This is a genomic window from Methanosarcina sp. MTP4 (assembly GCF_000970045.1).
In the GTDB taxonomy this organism is placed as follows: domain Archaea; phylum Halobacteriota; class Methanosarcinia; order Methanosarcinales; family Methanosarcinaceae; genus MTP4.
This window is the reverse complement of record NZ_CP009505.1, coordinates 1,994,351-2,011,421: the sequence shown is the minus strand read 5'-3', so window position 1 is coordinate 2,011,421 and position 17,071 is coordinate 1,994,351. Positions and strand designations below refer to the sequence as shown.

Sequence of the window (17,071 nt, the reverse complement as noted above, 5' to 3'; positions counted from 1 at the left end):
TTTCAGGTTTTTTCGGGTTTTTTCAGGCTGAGCACCACCCTCTCCCTGCTCCCTGTCCTGTAGATGGTCAGGCCTTTCAGGCCCTGTTTCCAGGCATAGGCAAGGGCTTTTCCGATCTCGTCCCTGCTCGCTTCATAAGGCATGTTGATGGTCTTTGAGATCCCTGCGTGACAATGGCGCTGGAAAGCTGCCTGCATATCGATGTGGGTCTTCCAGCCTATGTCCAGGGCTGACCTGAAGAGCCGCTTTTCTTCTCCGAACACAGGTTCCCCGGACACAGGTTTCCCGGATCCGGAGTCAGGCCCCTCAAGGTCCTGCAGGGTGCCGTGGACATAGACGTGCTCGAGGAACCTTTCATATTCAGCTTTCGGGAGTCTGGGCCTGAAACGGGCTTCGAAAATAGGGTGGACAAGCATGAATTCTTTGCCCACCGTCTGCGTCCTCCGGTAGACCCAGCTGAATACGGGCTCGATTCCTGCGGAACACCCGGCAAGGAGACTGATGGTGCCAGTGGGGGCAATGGCTGTAAGGGCGGCATTCCTCATAGGGTATTCCCACGTGGATATTTCCCATTCGGGAAAAGGTCCTTTTTTCTCCGCAAGCTTTCTCGATTCGAGAACTGCGGCTTCATCTATGCAGGCCATGAGTTTTTCCGCAAGTTCCAGGGCTTCGCCGGAGTCGTAGGGAAGGTCCAGTTTCAAAAGCAGGTCATGAAAACCCATTACCCCGAGCCCCACTTTCCGGGTTCTTTTCGTGGCTTTCTCGATTTCAGGGATAGGATATGCGTTTACATCGATCTCGTTATCCAGGAAACGGACTGCTGTCCCCGTCACTTCCCCAAGAAAAGCCAGGTCAACCGTCCCGGCTGTTGCGAAGAGGGAGAGGTTGATGCTGCCCAGGTTGCAGGACTCATAGGGGAGGAGCGGCTCTTCCCCACAGGGGTTTGTGCCGGTGATCCTGCCCAGTTCCGGGGTGAAGTTGTCCTTATTTATACGGTCATAAAAGAGGACTCCCGGCTCCCCGTTTTTCCAGATCCCGTCTACGATCTCGGAATAGATTTCCCCTGTCTTCACACCTGTCCTTTCATTCCAGACCTCTTCTGTCCGGCCTGCCTCGATTAGCTCCATAAAGGTATCCGGGATCATTACCGAGAGGTTGAAATTGCTAAAGTCCCCTTCCACCCGCTTGGCCCTGATGAAGGAGATAACATCGTCGTGGGACACGTCCAGGATCCCCATATTGGCCCCCCTGCGCCGCCCGAACTGTTTTATCACGTCCGTTGCCGCGTTGAAGAGCCCCATGAAAGAAAGCGGGCCGCTGGCAACTCCGTCAGTGCAGAGGGCAGGAGAGCCCATGGGCCGTATATTTGAAAAGTTAAACCCGGTGCCTCCCCCGGTCTTCTGGATCAGGGCCGCGGTTTTGATCGCTTCGAAAATATCCTCTACACTGTCCTCCACAGGGACCACGAAACAGGCGGCAAGCTGCCCGAGCTCGGTGCCCGCATTCATGAGAGTGGGCGAACTCGGGAGAAAGATTTTCCGGACCATCAAATCCCTGAATTCCCGGCACTCTTCTTCATTTGTTGCAATCGCCCTTGCAACCCTCTCGCAGAGATCTTCCCAGGTCTTCTCCCCTTCCCGCAAATACCTGGCTTTAAGGATCTCGGCAGTCAGGGCATCCCATCCTTCCGCTTTTCCCGGCATCCAAGCCTCTTTCCCGCTAAACTAAACGGCAACTGTCGAAGTTTTCCAATCTATAGCAAAAATAAAGTTTAGTGTATGTTGTTTGGTGTATAGTTGTTTAGTGCACAGTTGCTCAGTGTATAGTTGTATATTCCTCGGGATTTTTTATCATCGTAGCCGAATATCTGTGCAGGATCTTTTTTGAGAAATAAAATTACTGAACTATGAGCTGCTCCTTAAAAACCGAGCCTGAAAGTCGTATAGATTCTAAGAACCCCGGCTACTCACCGGTCGGCGGAGACGACCGGCCTTTTCATAAAAATATATAATTAACTTGACTTTGTCACATTCCCTTGGATTTTCCAGCGAAATCTATAACATTGAAATTATAGATTCGTTGTCATTAATGAGATAACTTCTGATTTTATCCTGTCAAATCGGATTTCTGTAGAAAAACTCGTTTTTGATATGCATTTCGATTCTTGTTTTCAAACAAAAACTCGTTCTTGCATTTCGAAGTGCATTGATTACCTTAAAGGCTTGATTCTCCTGCCAAGCAGGAGAAATCTGAGAAAGATGGCAATTTATAGCTCAAAAAGGTCTGACAACCAAGCTTTAAGCCACTTTCTCTCAAACTCTCCATGGCCTTATAAAAACCTTCTCCGATCGGTTCGAACAAAAGCCATTGAAACTATAGGTCCAAATGGTGTTATTATACTTGACGAATCAGGTATGAAAAAATCGGGAAACAGTTCTGTTGGAGTCTCACGCCAGTATTGCGGCAACCTGGGAAAGGTAGACAATTGTCAGGTTGGTGTCTTTCTTGCTTATTTTAAAGGAGGCAAGAGAACATTGATCGATTTCAGGTTATATCTGCCTGAAAACTGGGTAGAGGATAAAGAACGTTGTTTGAAGGCGAAAATACCTCCTGAAAAGATAAGGTTCCAGACCAAGTATGAACTTGGACTGGAAATGATTGATAACGCAATAAATGAGGAAATCCCTTTTTCCTATGTCACAATGGATGGGTTTTATGGAGAAAATCCAACGTTACTGACTGAACTTGAAAACAGAAGTATAACCTTTGTTGCGGATATAGCTTCTAATACTCAGGTTTATCTTGAAGAACCAGTTGTTGGAATCCCTGAGAAAAAAGGATCAAGGGGAAGACTTCCCACTATACCCAAAGTGTTGAATACTTCTCCTGTAAAAGTTAGTTCACTTTCCAGTTTACGAGATAAATGGAAACTGATCAAAGTTAGAAAAACGGAAAGAGGGCACAAAAAAGTCTATTTTAAAGCTTTACAAGTCTGGAGAAGGCAGAATGAGCTTCCTTGTGAAAAGCCGTTATGGCTTCTCATAAGTAAAGATGCAAAAACAGGGGAAGTAAAACACTCACTTTGCAATGCAGCAGAGAATACTTCACTTGAAAAGCTTGCAGAAATGCAGAGTTCAAGATACTGGGTAGAGAGAGCGTTTCAGGACGCAAAACAGAATTGTGGAATGGATGAATACATGGTTAGAAGCTGGAATGCATGGCATCATCATATGGCGATGGTAATGCTTGCAATGCTTATTTTGATCTCATACCAGATGAAATTCAGAAAGTTGCACAATCAAATTTCAATTCCTGCTGTCATTGAAATCATGAAGTTTCATAATCCTCTGAAAGTGATGAATGCTACACAACTTGCCATGAAAATAAATCAGGATAATGAGATGAGAGTTAGGGCAAGGTTAAGCAGGTTAAAAGGATCATAATATTTGAGATTTGATTGAAATGGGCTGAATTCTTGTTCCCGATACTGGTAAGTATATAATTCTGGTGGAAATGGGTGAAAATTTGTAGAAGATAAGGTTCTCAATTAAGAGAGATAGAATTTGAGAATAAATATAGAATATAAATTTTTTAAATTGTAGGGGAAATTGGATGAAATATGAAAGTATGATCTGGAAAAAGAGGTTAATCTGACAATGTCAAGTTAAAAGGAAATTGAAAAAGACGAACTGGGGACGAGAGTAAAAATAGAAGGGCTGAAGACGGAAAACTGAAGACGAGAATTGAAAAAGAAAACTGAAGACAAGAATTGAAGATGGAAAACGATGACGAGAATTGAAAAAGAAAAAAAGAAAAAGTGAGAAGTAAAAAACCGAAGCTTAAACAAGCTCGGCTTTTTCGATCTTCACTTCACTCATGGGGCGGTCGTTGCGACCGGTCTTCACTTTCCCGATCTTATCGACTACGTCCATGCCTTCGACGACCTTCCCGAAAACCGGGTGTCCTCTGTTCAGGTGGTTGTTGTCAACCAGGTTGATGAAAAACTGACTGCCTCCGGTGTTGGGGCCTGCGTTTGCCATGGAGATGGTACCCCTGTCGTTCCGGTTGTTTTTGGTGAACTCGTCCGGAATTTCATAACCCGGGCCGCCCATGCCCGTGCCTGTCGGATCTCCGCCCTGGAGCATGAAGCCGTCAATTACGCGGTGGAAAATTACGCCGTTGTAGAAACCCTCGCTTACGAGTTTTGCGAAGTTCCCTGCGGTAATTGGCATATCCCCGTACAGTTCAATTGTGATGTCACCCATGTTGGTGTGTAAAATTGCTTTTTTTCCCTTCCATACAACCATTTTAAAACCTCTGTCGAACTTTATATACGATGTTTTGTTTTTGTGTTTACTTTTGTTTTTTGTGTTTACTTTTGTTTTTTGTGTTTACTTTTGTTTTTTGTGCGTTGTATGCATATCTTACATGTAAATCCTTCGCCTCCCGAATTTCGCTTCGGGAGCACGAGGTCCGTTTCGCTACGCTCAAGCGGACTAATTATGTTTGTTTAGAATGAGTTGTGTTCTGGCAGAAGGTCACCTGTATCGGGTTTCTGTTCCGTTGTAAAAAAAGATTTCGGGAATCAGTATCTTTTTTTTAAAAAAGAAATGTTATATAAGGTTTTTACTTTTTTCATAAGTAGATTTGAGCACTTTTCGATTCAACTTTCTAAAAATATGTTTGAAAAGCCATATGATTCCGTTTTTTGGATTTCAGCTTTCTGTATCCAGGCTGTAAAAACTTATCCATTGGTCGTCTGGTCAGGGCATTTTTGCTTTTGGGGTTTGAGAAGTAAGTTGTCATAAATTTATTAATGTGTTTAGTCCCTGACTCCCCGCAGTTCCGGTTGGATTCGAATTTCCAAGTTTAGGGAGAGTGATATTGTTGGATCTGGAAGGAGTTACCCTGGTTTTATTTGTACAGCAGATTAATAATTTTTGATTTGAATATATACAATTTAAACTTTTTCATTGAACTTGTAATATATATTATAATTGAATTCAGGCTTTTCTTCTTTTTTAAATTATTGATTATTTAGACATTGAAACCTACTCATATTTGGAAGTATGTTAGGGAAAAAGTGGCGTTTATGATGAGGATTATGCCTCATGAGGGGGCTGTTGGAAACCTAACTTATATAAAAAATTTGTATAAATCCTCTACTTCATATAATCTTTTTTCTGATTTTAATATAGTAAATAAGTTGCAAACAAATTTTCAAAAATAGTGGTGGGGGCCGCTTGTATGGACATGTTTAAAGCGTTTTGCCTGTGTGCAATCGCAGGAATTATAGCAACAGCAATCGCGTTTCCGGCTTCAGCAGAGATTGTTTTCGAAAACGAAAATGAAACCGATGAAGAAATAAATGTATCAAGTGTATCAAATGTATCAGGTTTCGCACCTGAAATCAATTTTACGGAAATCCTTGATCCGGGACTGGACCTGAATTTCCGTTTCCTGACCTCAATGCTGGAACTGCTTGACCTGAACCTCAGGCTCATAGACGGGACCCTGGAGTCCAGGGTTTCAGACTACCCTTTCCTTGCTACCACCATGGAAGGAACGGGTTCCGGGGTTAGAGCCGTGGATTCGATTCTCGTAGTCATGGGCTCGGGACCCCAGGGCGTTAATGAAACAAATGTCAGCACGGATTCCATCAACGAAAGTTTTGCACGCATAAACGAAAGCCTCGAATCCCCCGATTCCATGGCCGAACATGCCAATTCAACCCTGGGAGAACCAAACGCCACCACCCCGATGATCTTTGAGATGTTTGATAGCATAAAAGGGATGCTGGCGATCTTCGGGTGAAGGTTTAGTGTATCGTGAATCGTACATCGTGAATCGTACATCGTGTATCGCACATCGTGTATCGTGTATCGTGTATCGTGTATAAAGGCAGATTGAGGGCATTCTTTGAATCAAAGATTCGGGATGCAAAAGGAATGAATTTCCGACCTACTGATTTGCCAAACGTGCCCGCATAGTCACAGAATTTCGTTTTTGTGGAGAAGAGGAAATAAACACGATTGGTTTTTCAAAAATTATCAGGCTTTTACATTTTTAAAACATTATAATAATTATTCATATTTAATCAATCAGATAATGTTAACTATTTTTTTCAACACTCAATTTTTATACTTATATTTGCCGTCAAAATTTTCAGCGCAATTCCGGCATCTAAGCCCGAAATTTCCGGAAAAATAAACGAAAGCCCCCCAAAATCCTTCTTTTTTTCAGTGTTCAAATCTTCCCAAATATAATAAAACCACCCATAAAAATCGGATATTTATAGCAGCTCCATCTGATTTTTTAGTAGGGGCCGGTTCACGCGGGTCCTTGTGGTATAGAAGGTACAGGTGGTGCTGGACTGAAGAATTACCGGAGGCTTTACATCTGGGGGATATTTCTGGGAGCCTTTATCGCAGCCGGGGCTCTCCTGGCTTCATCGGGAGAGATTTCGCTGGCCGATACGAGCGTCATGGGCACTTCCGTGACACTGACTTCCACAGAGCTGAATTCAACGGAGTATGAGGAGGTCCCTGTGGAAGGGGCTTTCAATTTCATGGTCTCGATGCTCGAGCTGGCAGAACTGAACACCAGGCTGATAAACTCAACCTTGAGCTCAAGGGCTTCGGACTACCCATTCCTTGCAACGACCATCGAAGGCACGAGCGAGGGGGTAAAATACATGGACTCGGTACTCACGTACCTGGGCTCGGAGCAGCAAATACTGAACGAAAACAATTTCACGGACGAATCCTTCACTGACGCATTATTTGCAAATGAATCCGTCAATGTATCTATCAATGAAACCATAGATGCAAGCCTGGAACTGCTGAACGAAAGCCTCGAATCCCCGCAGCAGATGATGGATGACGCAAACTCGACGCCGGGGGCAGAAAAGGAAACAACGGAGCTGATAGGTTCGATGTATGAGTCAGTGAAGCTGATGGTTTCGAAGGCGAGGTGAGTTTTTTACTTTTTTCAAACCACGGGCTATTTTTTAGGGTAAATCGGACCTTATCAAAGGTCTGGTAAAAGATTAGAGTTTAGATCATAATGATTATAATCCGTATCTTTTGTATCAAAATATGACTCCTGAAACCGGGAAAAATTTGGGAGAGAAAAAGGAGGAAAAGCCAGAGCAACTTGAATACCGTATTCCGCCGTTCATTTCCCGCGCCTTAGCGCGGCTTTTCCCCGACCACTGTTTTAAGGAAATATACGATGGAAAAAATCCGTACCTGAAAAAGAGTCTGCACCTGAAAAAACAATCCATGCTAGAAAAACCCAGTGAATGAAATACCATCCAGCCCCTGAAAATAGCCTATCAAGCAATCAAGCCCCTGAAAAACAAGTGGGGGAACTGCTCAAAAACAAACCAGATCAGGTTCAACTGGCGGGTCGTTATGGCAAAGATGTCCATAATCGATTACGTCATAGTCCACGAACTCTGCCACATGAAGCATAAAAACCATTCAAAGGCTTTCTGGAAGGAGGTGCAGAAAATCCTGCCGGATTACGAAGAAAGAAAAGAATGGTTAAGGGTTCATGGGGATTTGCTGAAGATCTAAGTTTGAGGAGTTTAACCGGAATCAAACCCCTTTTAATTTTACTCCATGAACCTTTCTACCTTTTGCAGGAATTATCCTTTTGAATTCTGCAATATCCGCTAACACAAGCAAATCTGCAATGTGGGGTGCGGTTTTTACATCAGAACTTCGGTCATATTTACTTTTTGCTATTTTTTTCAAATGATCTTCAAGTGAAATTCCGGGATAGTTTTCCGAAATTTTTGCACCAATCTTTACAGGCCCTTTGCTAGCATCAAGAAATGTTACTGCTTCTTCGAATCTCCAAATCTCGATGTATAATGGATTGCCAGATTCAAGCTTAAAGAGAATTTTGTCGCCAGGGGTTTTTTGAAAAAGTTGGTATTTTTGTCTTTTGTTTTCGCCAAAGGCTTTATTCCGTGGAGACTCCACCCACTTTCCCGAATTACTGTTTACGTAACTTTTTATGAGCTCGATTTTGTCAGTAACTTCCCTATTTTTCATCATATTTTACTCCCGGCTATTTTGTTATTTTGATTAAACCACCCGTCTTTTGTATTTTTTTTCAAAAGATGCACTGTATTCAATAAATGTTAAATTACCTAAATCTTTCGACGATTTTTACAGTTTCTCCTTCTCCAGTTCCAAAACCTTTATATATAAAAGACAATATTAAGCATTGTTGTACATAATTATACAACAGTGATGCCATATGCACGTTAAAATCCAGCAGATCCTCGATACAACAAAAACCCGCATAAGGGCTTTCGGACCGGAAATTAGACTTGGAGGGATGCCCGAATGTATGCAGAGGCGAGACTTCCTTTCGGCAGTAGCGGTTGCCAGAGCCGAAGGCAGGGTACCCGTGATTGCGGAGGTCAAGCCCGCTTCCCCGGGAAAAGCCTTCAGGGAGATCCTCCCCGGAGATGCTGCAAGACTGGCGTGGGAAATGGAGGAGGCTGGAGCTGTTGCGATTTCGGTCCTGACCGAACCCGAGGTGTTCCGGGGCTCGCTTGAAAACCTGGAAGCCGTCAGGAGGACGGTTTGTTTGCCGGTCCTTAGAAAGGATTTCATAATTGACAGGCTCCAGCTTGAGGAAACCCAGAGCGACCTCATCCTACTGATCGCAGGGGTCCTTGGGGAAAATCTCCTGGATTTCGTTGACCTCGCACTTAAAAAGGGATTCGAGCCGCTGGTGGAAGTCCACAATGCAGAGGAACTGGAACTGGCTCTCGATACCCCTGCAAGGGTAATCGGAATCAACAACCGGAACCTTGAAACCCTGGAGATCAGCCTTGAAACCACCGAAAAGCTTGCACCCCTGATCCGGGAACACGACCGGAAAAACGGGATAAATCACGTTATAGTGAGCGAGAGCGGGATCCGTGGGACGGATGACGTCTGCAGGGTAATCGATGCAGGGGCTGATGCGGTGCTGGTCGGGTCCGTAATAATGGAAAGCGAATCAGTTTTTGAAAAAACAAAAGAACTTGTCCAGAGCCTTGCCTGGCGCTGCTGACCTCTTTTTTACCGGCTCTCCGGAGCCGTGACAGCTTATTGAACAGTGAATTTCGGATTTCAGGTTTGAAGAAATCCGGGACTGCTTCAAATTTTAAAAATTTGGAAAATTTTCTGAATTTCAAAATTTCGGAATCAAAATTCCAGAATCAAAATTTCTGAATTTCAAAATTCCAGAATCAAAATTCCAGAATCAAAATTCCAGAATCAAAATTCCAGAATCAAAATTCCAGAATCAAAATTCCAGAATCAAAATTTCAAAAAATCAACCGTGAAAAGAGACAAGGGAGTAATCAAATTGACAGGAACTACAATTTCAGAATCACAGATCAAAAATCCGGGGCATGGAAAACTCTCCGGCCAGGAAACAGGGACAAATGCAGGGGTAAAGGCACAGGCAAAGGGAAAGTACGGCAAATACGGGGGCCAGTACGTTCCTGAAGTCCTGATGCCTGCCCTTGAAGAGCTGATGGAAGGGTACGAGCGGTACAAAAACGACCCGGAATTCCTGAAGGAACTGGACCATTACCTCAAGGATTTCGGAGGCAGGGAGACCCCGCTCTACTTTGCCAGGAACTTGAGCAAGAAATACGGGGCAAAAATCTACCTCAAGCGCGAAGACCTGGTGCACGGGGGTGCCCATAAGCTGAACAACGCAATCGGACAGGCGATCCTTGCAAAGTATATGGGGAAGACCCGGCTGATTGCCGAGACCGGAGCCGGGCAGCACGGGACTGCGACTGCGATGGTAGGAGCGAACCTGGGCTTCGATACCGTGGTGTACATGGGAGCAAAGGACATCAAGCGCCAGCAGATGAACGCTTACAGGATGGAACTCATGGGCACCGAAGTCCGGCCCGTGGAGTCGGGCTCGCAGACCCTCAAGGATGCAATCAACGAGGCGCTCCGCGACTGGGTTACGAACGTGGAGAACACACATTACCTGATCGGCTCGGTTGTTGGGCCGCACCCCTACCCCATGATCGTCAGGGACTTCCAGAGCGTGATCGGGCGCGAGATCAAGGAGCAGATCATGGAAAAGGAAGGGCGGCTTCCGGACTCCCTGATTGCCTGCGCCGGGGGCGGGAGCAATGCCATGGGGATGTTCTATCCTTTCATTGACGACAGGGAAGTCCGGCTGATTGCCGTCGAAGCCGGGGGAAAAGCCCTGAAGCGTACTGAAAAGGCAGCTCTCCACTCAGCTTCCCTCTGTGTTGGCGAAGAAGGTGTCCTGCACGGGGCCCGGACGAAAGTGCTTCAGGACAGGAACGGGCAGATCCTGGAATCAGAGTCCGTTTCCGCAGGACTCGACTACTCAGGGGTCGGCCCTGAACTAGCCGATCTTGCAGACAGCGGGAGGGTTACTCCCCGCTATGTTACGGACGACAAGGCCCTGGAAGCCTTCCACGAACTGAGCAGGCTTGAAGGGATCATTCCTGCCCTGGAATCCTCTCACGCGCTTGCCTACCTGAAAAAAGCCGCCGAAGCCGGGGAACTCGGGGAACTTGTGGTAGTAAACCTCTCGGGAAGAGGGGACAAGGACCTTGAAACTGTCTTCAGCAAGATGAAGGAGGCCTGAAAGATGAGTACCGAGATTAAAGCCAGGACAGGAACTGAAACGTCAGCAGGAATGAAAGCAGAGACTGGATCTGAAATGACAGCCGGAACCGGAAAACCGAGCATATCCGAAAAGTTTGCCGAACTGAAAGCAAGGGGGGAAGGAGCCCTGGTCAGCTACGTGATGGCAGGCGACCCATCTCCTGAAGCAACCCGGGAAATCGTTGCCGCTCTTGCAAGGGGCGGGACGGATATCATCGAACTGGGACTGCCCTTTTCGGACCCTGTTGCCGACGGCCCGACCATCCAGGCAGCAGGGCAGCGGGCGCTTGCAGCAGGCATGGACACGGAACGCTTTTTCAAGCTCGTTGAGGGGCTTGACAGCGGAATTGCCCGAATTCCCCTTGTGTGCATGACCTACTATAACCTGGTATTCAGGTACGGGATTGAGAAATTCGTAGAAGGTTCAGCGAAAGCAGGGATAAGCGGGCTGATAATTCCGGACCTGCCTGTCGAAGAAGCCTCCGAACTCAGGGAAAGCTGCGAGAGGCACGGGCTGGATCTTATCTTCCTGATCGCGCCCACCACCACCGGGGAAAGGGTGAAGAAGGTCCTGGACCGGAGTTCGGGTTTTGTCTACCTGGTCTCAAGGCTCGGGGTCACCGGCACAAGCAGCGAAGTTTCAGGGGCCACGAAGGAGCTGCTTGACAGGGTGGAAACCGACATCCCGAAAGCTGTCGGGTTCGGGGTTTCAAACGGCAGCCAGGCAGCTGAGATCAGAAAAGCCGGAGCTGACGGTGTGATTGTTGGCTCTGCATTTATCAAGATTATCGAATCCGGGAAGAACGTGAACAAAAGGCTGGAAACCCTGGCAAGGGAGCTGAAAACCGGGATCCTGGAAGCCGGCAAATCAGGAGAATAAAAAAAGTCATGGAGTTGTGAAAAATGCAGGGAGAAATGCAGGCATACATAAAAAAGTTGCAGGAAGGCAGGGATCTCAGGCCTGAGGAGGCGGAAGACGCGCTCAGCCAGATCCTGAGCACGGCGGAAGACGAGGAAATCGGGGAGTTCCTGCTGGCTCTCCGGGCCAAAGGGGAAAAGCCCGAGGAAATCGCGGGTTTTGTAAAGGGCATGAAAAAAGCCGCCAACACAATCCGGCCTGACCTGCCTTTCAGGCTTGTGGACGTTGTAGGGACCGGCGGGGATAAGCTGAACACGATCAACGTCTCGACGGCAGCCGCAATCATAACTGCTGCCGCAGGGGTCCCGGTTGCAAAGCACGGGAACCGGGCAGTCACTTCCATGGCCGGGAGTTCCGACGTGCTCGACGCTCTCGGGATCAAGGTGAACCTTCCTCCCGAAAATGTCCAGAGGACCATTGAGGAAATCGGGATAGGGTTCATGTTTGCCCCGGTCTTCCACCCGGCAATGAAACGGGTTGCAGGTGTCCGGAAGAAACTTGGGGTCAGGACGGTCTTCAACATCCTGGGCCCCCTGACCAACCCGGCAGGGGCGAAAGGGCAGGTTGTGGGGGTCTTTGATAAAAAGCTCTGTGAACCCCTTGCCCGGGCCCTGAAGGAACTCGGGTCCGAACACGCCCTTGTGGTGCACGGGGACGGGATGGACGAGATCTCAAACATAAGTGAAACCTTTGTTGCGGAACTGAAAAACGGGGAAGTCTCAACATACACCCTCACCCCCGAAGCCCTGGGCATGCTCCGGGCAAAACCCGAAGACATCGAAGGCGGGTCCCCGAAAGAAAATGCCCGGGACCTCCTCTGCATCTTCAAGGGACAAATGGGGCCCAAGCGGGACCTTGTGATCCTGAACGCCGCTGCGGCCCTCTACGTCAGCGGGATCGTGGGCTCCATCAGGCAGGCAATCCCGATTGCCGAGGACGCCATTGACAGCGGGAAAGTCATGGTCAAGTTCAACCAGTTCAAAACTTTCACAGCCGAACTTCACGAACAGGGCAAAAAGCGGAGCACCCTCGAAGAAACCCTCATGCCGGCTTCCGGCACTCCTTCGTTAAGCCCCGCCTCCGGGGAAAAGGCATGAAAAAAAGCTTGAAAAACCCAAATCCAGAGACCCAGCCAAAGACCCGGCCAAAGACCCGGGTAAAGATTTGCGGGCTTCGCACCCCCGAGGATATCGAAGTTGCGGAAAGGGCAGGGGCTGATGCGGTGGGTTTTATCACTGAAGTCCCGGTGGAAAGCCCCAGGAAACTGGAAGCCGGAACCGCAGCATCCCTGGTCGCAAAAGTCCCCAAATGCCTGGACTCCGTAATGGTCATCATGCCTGAAAACGCAAACCAGGCCCTGTCCCTCATTGAAAAAGTCCGGCCCGACATCGTGCAGGTCCATTCCGGGCTTCCCCTCCCTGAACTGGAAATCTTAAGGGAAAATACGGATCTCCCGATCATAAAAGCCCTCTCCGTGCCTGCAGGCCTGGGGGCTTCAAAGCTCCGGAACCTTGCCAAGCGGCTCCTTGAGGAGGTCCGTGAGCTGGAAGAAAGCGGAACTGTGGACAGTGTGCTCCTGGACTCGGGGCTTGCCGGGAAAAACGGAGGCACCGGCTGTGTCCACGACTGGGCTCTGAGCCGGCAAATTGCCGAAGAAAGCCGTCTTCCCCTGGTCCTGGCCGGAGGGTTGAAACCTGAAAACGTGCGGGAGGCGATAAGGACCGTATCCCCCTATGCGGTTGACACGGCCTCGGGGGTCGAAAGCGGAGGAAAAAAAGATGCTCTGAAAATCCGGAGCTTTATTCAAGAAGTGAGGTGCGCCGATGTTTTCCTTTGACCTTGGAAAAGAAGGATTCGAAAAGCTTGTCTCAGGGCTGGAAAAGCCCGCCATCATCCAGCTCCTGGCAAAAGTGGACTCAGCCATGATCCGAAACCTCACCCCCCTGCAGCTTTACAGGACTCTGAAGAGGACACAGGACGCAGGCCAGCAGGAAACAGGAAAGCAGGGGACAGGAAAGCAGGGCAAAGGCCAGGGCAAAGGCCAGGGCAAAGACCAGAGTGCAGACAAGGGTGCAGACAAGAGCGAAGGCTGCCCGGGCTACTCTTACATGCTGGAATCCGTGGAAAAAGAAAAGACAAAGGCAAGGTACTCCTTTGTAGGAAGCGACCCTGACGCCGTGCTGACCATAAAAGACAGGGAAATCAGTGTCGAACTCCTGAAAAAGGAAGCTTCCGGCCTTTTCGAGCAGGTCCGTAAGGAAATCACGGAAGGTTGCAGAGATCCGGAAACGGGAGAAAATACCATCAGGGCAGCAGTCCCACCCGGAAAAGACCTCTTCGATGCCCTCCGCCTTGCTTTTCCCACAGCAGACGGGATAGGCCTTTTGAATTCGAAACGTTTTGACAGGCAGACCTTCCTGGGAGGTGCAATCGGCTTTACGGCCTATGATGCAATCTATGACAGCTGGTTAGACACCGGGAAAGGTTTCGAGTCCGATGTTCCCGAACTTCAGTACCTGCTGGTTTCCAAAAGTTTTGTCTTCGACCACCTGAAAGGAGACATCTACATCGTGCTCACACCCTTCATAAGGCCCGGCTCAGACCCGGAAGCCCTTTACGGACAGGCAGTTTCAGAGGCAAAAAAACTGTACACCCTGCTTGAAAAAGCAGTGAGGGAAGAAGGAAAAGAAAAGGAAGAAGGAAAAGAAAAGGAAGAAGGAAAAGAAAAGGAAGAAGGAAAAGAAAAGGAAGAAGAAGAAGAAGAAGAAGAAGAAGGTAGCGAAGAAAACTTTATGGAAAGCCCCGCCTCAATTTCAAGAACTTCACCCCCTACCCCGGTTCCCGGTGTGGAAGAGTCGGAAAGAGCAGGGTTTGAAGCGGCGGTGCTCCAGGCAAAGGAACACATTTTTGCCGGGGACATCTTCCAGGTTGTACTTTCCAGAAAGCGGGAGTTTCAGCTTAAAGAGTCGCCTTTCGAACTCTATACCCGGCTCAGGGCAATCAACCCGAGCCCCTACATGTACCTCTTCGAGTTCGGAGACCTGGCAATCGTCGGGGCAAGCCCCGAGACCCTGCTTACCGTGCACGAACGGACCGTAATCACAAACCCTATAGCAGGCACCTGTCCCAGAGGAAAGACCGGAGCCGAAGATGAGGAACTGGCAGCCCGGATGCTCGGGGATGAAAAGGAAAGGGCCGAGCACGTAATGCTGGTGGACCTGGGGCGAAATGACGTCCGGATGGTTGCGGAAAGCGGTTCGGTTAAGGTTTCCGATTTCATGAAGGTCCTGAAATATTCCCATGTCCAGCATATCGAAAGTACGGTTTCGGGAAAACTAAGGCCCGAATGTGACCAGTTCGATGCCTTCAGGGCGGTTTTTCCCGCAGGGACTCTCTCCGGAGCCCCGAAAATCCGGGCTATGGAGATCATTTCCGAACTCGAAAACTCCCCCAGGGGTGTCTACGGAGGCGGAGTCGGCTACTACAGCTGGAACGGGGACGCGGACTTTGCAATCGTTATCCGGACCGTGCTTGTCCGGGGAAAGCTTGCTTCCGTGCAGGCAGGAGCCGGCATTGTTGCGGATTCGGACCCGGCATACGAGTTCCGGGAGACCGAAAGGAAAATGGCTGCCATGCTAAGGGCTATAGAAGAGGGAGCCTGAGAAAACCGGGACGAAAAAGCAGAAAGAGAATTCAAAAAAAGGAGCTTGAGAGGAGGCGTTATTGATGAAGGTGGTTTTCATAAACAACAGGGATTCCTTTGTATGGAACCTTGTGGATTACATTTCATATTTTGAAAAAGATACCGTGGTTCTCCCGAACACGGTCCCTGTAGAAGAGGTAAGGGCTCTGGCCCCCGATGCGCTGGTGATTTCCCCGGGTCCTGGCAACCCCTCGGACCCGAAAGATATAGGGAACTGCATAGACATCATCCGGGAACTGGGACCGGAAATTCCCCTGCTCGGGGTCTGCCTGGGACACCAGGCGATCAATTTCACATTCGGTGGGACGGTCAGAAGAAGTAAAGCAGGCCCGGTGCACGGGAAAAGTTCACAGATCAGGCACAACAGTTCCTCGCTTTTCGGAGAGATGGGAGAAACATTTGAAGCCGGACGATACCATTCCCTGGAAATTGGATATCCAGCCCCCGGAATCAGGATAACCGCCAGGGCAGAAGACGGAAGCATCATGGCAGTGGAGCATGAAAAGTACCCGATATACGGCCTCCAGTTCCACCCGGAATCCGTACTAACCCCCAACGGGCTGAAAATAATTGAGAGTTTTCTGGAAATTGCCAGAGGGTTTGAAAAAGAAAATATAAAAAAAGAAAATATTAAAAGAGAAAATATAAAAAAAGAAAATATTAAAAGAGAAGAAAAGAAACCCAAACAAGGAAATGTGCAAGTTAAGGAAAAGAACGGGGAAGTCGAAAAAGGGAACGGGAAATTTAAAAAGAGAAACGAGAAGTCGGAAAGGGATGAACAAAAATTGAAAAAAGAAAACCGGTTGTTAGAAACCGGCCATGAGCTTCTCCATCCGCCTGTGCAGCAGGAATGATTTCCTTATTTTTCTTCTGCTTTCAGACTGCTTGCTCTACCTGATTATTTATCCTTATTTTCAGCTTCCTCGGTTTCAGCTTCCTCAGTTTCAGCTTCCTCGGTTTCAGCTTCCTCGGTTTCAGCTTCCTCGTCTTCGGCTTCCTCTTCGAAAAACGTTTCCTCACGGAATGCTTCGTTGGCCTGATCCTGATAGCTGGAGGGCCTGAGGTCCTGATAGCCTCCGAAGTTCTTGATGGTATCGTAGATAAGTTTGGGGTAGACTTCTATCTGCTGCCTGGCAATAAAGCCTTTTTCTTCCGAGGACTTTATGATTGCTTCACAGGCGGCCTTTGCTGCATCCACGATTTCAGGCAATTCCTGTTCATTGGATACAAAATCGATTTCTTCAAGAGCGAGGGTAGTCCAGAGGGTGACAACTTCCATTTTCTTCTCAACGGCTCCGAGCCCTATTATTTCAAGGACTCCAACTGCTTTTTGTGCAGGCACCTCGATTTTGAAATGGGCAGCTCCCTTTCCCACTTCCTGCACGGCTCTTGCAAGCGACCAGAGAGCATTGGAGTAACCTTTTTCAAGTGACATTTCCGAAAGCTCTTTCAGGGCTTCTATTGCAGCAGTAGCAGGCTCTTCAAACCTCTTCTGGGCAGCTTTGGTGCCGATATTCCTTATGTATACGGCAACCATTTTGGATTCTTTCTCTAAATCCCCTTTGATAAGTTCTACCCCGAGTTCCCTGAGGTAGTCGATATTCTGGATAGCGTCATATTCGTTTCTTTCACTGGCTGCCTTTATTCCTGCTTCTCCCAGTTCAATTGCCTTCTGTTCATTCATTGTGAACATATTTACACCCCTTTTAATCAAATAATGCTTGAAAGGTTAGATTTTGGATAATTATCTGATATCCTATATGTTTACTCTGA

General features: G+C 47.9%; 15 protein-coding genes and 1 pseudogene. 12 read left to right on the top strand and 4 right to left on the bottom strand.

Features of this window, described 5'->3' with window-relative positions:
• Positions 1–2: 2 nt before the first annotated feature.
• The gene (locus tag MSMTP_RS08450; RefSeq protein ID WP_048178625.1) at positions 3–1,703 is read right to left on the bottom strand and encodes an adenosylcobalamin-dependent ribonucleoside-diphosphate reductase; all 1,701 of its coding nucleotides are present in this window, start codon (positions 1,701–1,703) and stop codon (positions 3–5) included.
• A 447-nt stretch (positions 1,704–2,150) separates the two neighbouring features.
• Here MSMTP_RS08450 and MSMTP_RS08445 point away from each other — a divergent pair, with 447 nt between their 5' ends.
• Positions 2,151–3,443, top strand: a complete 1,293-nt coding sequence (locus MSMTP_RS08445; RefSeq protein WP_082090557.1) for an IS701 family transposase — start codon at positions 2,151–2,153, stop codon at positions 3,441–3,443.
• A gap of 396 nt (positions 3,444–3,839) precedes the next feature.
• On the opposite strand, the gene MSMTP_RS08440 is transcribed toward MSMTP_RS08445, so the two are convergent.
• A complete protein-coding gene (locus MSMTP_RS08440) occupies positions 3,840–4,307 on the bottom strand; it encodes a peptidylprolyl isomerase (protein WP_048178623.1) in 468 nt (155 codons plus the stop codon).
• A gap of 940 nt (positions 4,308–5,247) precedes the next feature.
• On the opposite strand from MSMTP_RS08440, the gene MSMTP_RS08435 reads away from it, so the two are divergent.
• The 4 genes from MSMTP_RS08435 to MSMTP_RS18485 all read left to right on the top strand — a co-directional run bounded on the left by MSMTP_RS08435 (position 5,248) and on the right by MSMTP_RS18485 (position 7,580).
• On the top strand, positions 5,248–5,814 hold the full coding sequence (locus MSMTP_RS08435; protein ID WP_048178622.1) for a hypothetical protein: 567 nt from the start codon (positions 5,248–5,250) through the stop codon (positions 5,812–5,814).
• Between the two features lie 682 nt (positions 5,815–6,496).
• Positions 6,497–6,976, top strand: coding sequence for a hypothetical protein (locus tag MSMTP_RS08430; protein WP_156153752.1), 480 nt, complete (start codon positions 6,497–6,499; stop codon positions 6,974–6,976).
• Positions 6,977–7,121: 145 nt separating this feature from the next.
• Positions 7,122–7,307 carry a hypothetical protein gene (locus MSMTP_RS08425; protein WP_048178620.1) on the top strand — a complete coding sequence of 62 codons (186 nt, stop codon included), beginning with the start codon at positions 7,122–7,124 and terminating at the stop codon, positions 7,305–7,307.
• A 6-nt stretch (positions 7,308–7,313) separates the two neighbouring features.
• On the top strand, positions 7,314–7,580 hold the full coding sequence (locus tag MSMTP_RS18485; protein ID WP_082090556.1) for a M48 family metallopeptidase: 267 nt from the start codon (positions 7,314–7,316) through the stop codon (positions 7,578–7,580).
• Between the two features lie 21 nt (positions 7,581–7,601).
• Here MSMTP_RS18485 and MSMTP_RS08415 read toward each other — a convergent pair whose 3' ends face one another.
• Complete coding sequence (locus MSMTP_RS08415; protein WP_048178619.1) at positions 7,602–8,066, bottom strand: hypothetical protein; 465 nt, start codon at positions 8,064–8,066, stop codon at positions 7,602–7,604.
• Positions 8,067–8,271: 205 nt separating this feature from the next.
• On the opposite strand from MSMTP_RS08415, the gene MSMTP_RS08410 reads away from it, so the two are divergent.
• The 7 genes and pseudogenes from MSMTP_RS08410 to MSMTP_RS08380 form a co-directional block, all read left to right on the top strand.
• The gene (locus MSMTP_RS08410) at positions 8,272–9,078 is read left to right on the top strand and encodes an indole-3-glycerol-phosphate synthase (protein WP_048178618.1); all 807 of its coding nucleotides are present in this window, start codon (positions 8,272–8,274) and stop codon (positions 9,076–9,078) included.
• 327 nt (positions 9,079–9,405) lie between these two features.
• Positions 9,406–10,656: a tryptophan synthase subunit beta gene (gene trpB, locus MSMTP_RS08405; protein WP_048183109.1), complete on the top strand. Its 1,251-nt coding sequence runs from the start codon at positions 9,406–9,408 to the stop codon at positions 10,654–10,656.
• 75 nt (positions 10,657–10,731) lie between these two features.
• Positions 10,732–11,556 carry a tryptophan synthase subunit alpha gene (gene trpA, locus MSMTP_RS08400; protein ID WP_369799632.1) on the top strand — a complete coding sequence of 275 codons (825 nt, stop codon included), beginning with the start codon at positions 10,732–10,734 and terminating at the stop codon, positions 11,554–11,556.
• A gap of 35 nt (positions 11,557–11,591) precedes the next feature.
• Positions 11,592–12,692: an anthranilate phosphoribosyltransferase gene (gene trpD / locus MSMTP_RS08395; RefSeq protein WP_048183103.1), complete on the top strand. Its 1,101-nt coding sequence runs from the start codon at positions 11,592–11,594 to the stop codon at positions 12,690–12,692.
• On the top strand, positions 12,689–13,432 hold the full coding sequence (locus MSMTP_RS08390) for a phosphoribosylanthranilate isomerase (protein ID WP_048178617.1): 744 nt from the start codon (positions 12,689–12,691) through the stop codon (positions 13,430–13,432). Before trpD ends, MSMTP_RS08390 begins: the two co-directional genes overlap by 4 nt.
• A complete protein-coding gene (gene trpE / locus MSMTP_RS08385) occupies positions 13,419–15,257 on the top strand; it encodes an anthranilate synthase component I (RefSeq protein ID WP_048178616.1) in 1,839 nt (612 codons plus the stop codon). The genes MSMTP_RS08390 and trpE overlap by 14 nt, the downstream gene beginning before the upstream one ends.
• A 64-nt stretch (positions 15,258–15,321) precedes the next feature.
• Positions 15,322–15,906: pseudogene (locus tag MSMTP_RS08380) on the top strand (aminodeoxychorismate/anthranilate synthase component II); the annotation flags it as partial.
• 290 nt (positions 15,907–16,196) lie between these two features.
• Here MSMTP_RS08380 and MSMTP_RS08375 read toward each other — a convergent pair.
• Positions 16,197–16,991: a hypothetical protein gene (locus tag MSMTP_RS08375; RefSeq protein WP_048178615.1), complete on the bottom strand. Its 795-nt coding sequence runs from the start codon at positions 16,989–16,991 to the stop codon at positions 16,197–16,199.
• Between the last annotated feature and the right edge of the window lie 80 nt (positions 16,992–17,071).

Bases quoted from the DNA above. Each gene is read 5' to 3' on its own strand.
- MSMTP_RS08450 (WP_048178625.1), bottom strand. From the start codon at position 1,703: ATGCCGGGAAAAGCGGAAGGATGGGATGCCCTGACTGCCGAGATCCTT.
- MSMTP_RS08445 (WP_082090557.1), top strand. From the start codon at position 2,151: ATGCATTTCGATTCTTGTTTTCAAACAAAAACTCGTTCTTGCATTTCG.
- MSMTP_RS08440 (WP_048178623.1), bottom strand. From the start codon at position 4,307: ATGGTTGTATGGAAGGGAAAAAAAGCAATTTTACACACCAACATGGGT.
- MSMTP_RS08435 (WP_048178622.1), top strand. From the start codon at position 5,248: ATGGACATGTTTAAAGCGTTTTGCCTGTGTGCAATCGCAGGAATTATA.
- MSMTP_RS08415 (WP_048178619.1), bottom strand. From the start codon at position 8,066: ATGATGAAAAATAGGGAAGTTACTGACAAAATCGAGCTCATAAAAAGT.
- MSMTP_RS08410 (WP_048178618.1), top strand. From the start codon at position 8,272: ATGCACGTTAAAATCCAGCAGATCCTCGATACAACAAAAACCCGCATA.
- trpA (WP_369799632.1), top strand. From the start codon at position 10,732: ATGACAGCCGGAACCGGAAAACCGAGCATATCCGAAAAGTTTGCCGAA.
- trpD (WP_048183103.1), top strand. From the start codon at position 11,592: ATGCAGGCATACATAAAAAAGTTGCAGGAAGGCAGGGATCTCAGGCCT.
- MSMTP_RS08390 (WP_048178617.1), top strand. From the start codon at position 12,689: ATGAAAAAAAGCTTGAAAAACCCAAATCCAGAGACCCAGCCAAAGACC.
- trpE (WP_048178616.1), top strand. From the start codon at position 13,419: ATGTTTTCCTTTGACCTTGGAAAAGAAGGATTCGAAAAGCTTGTCTCA.
- MSMTP_RS08375 (WP_048178615.1), bottom strand. From the start codon at position 16,991: ATGTTCACAATGAATGAACAGAAGGCAATTGAACTGGGAGAAGCAGGA.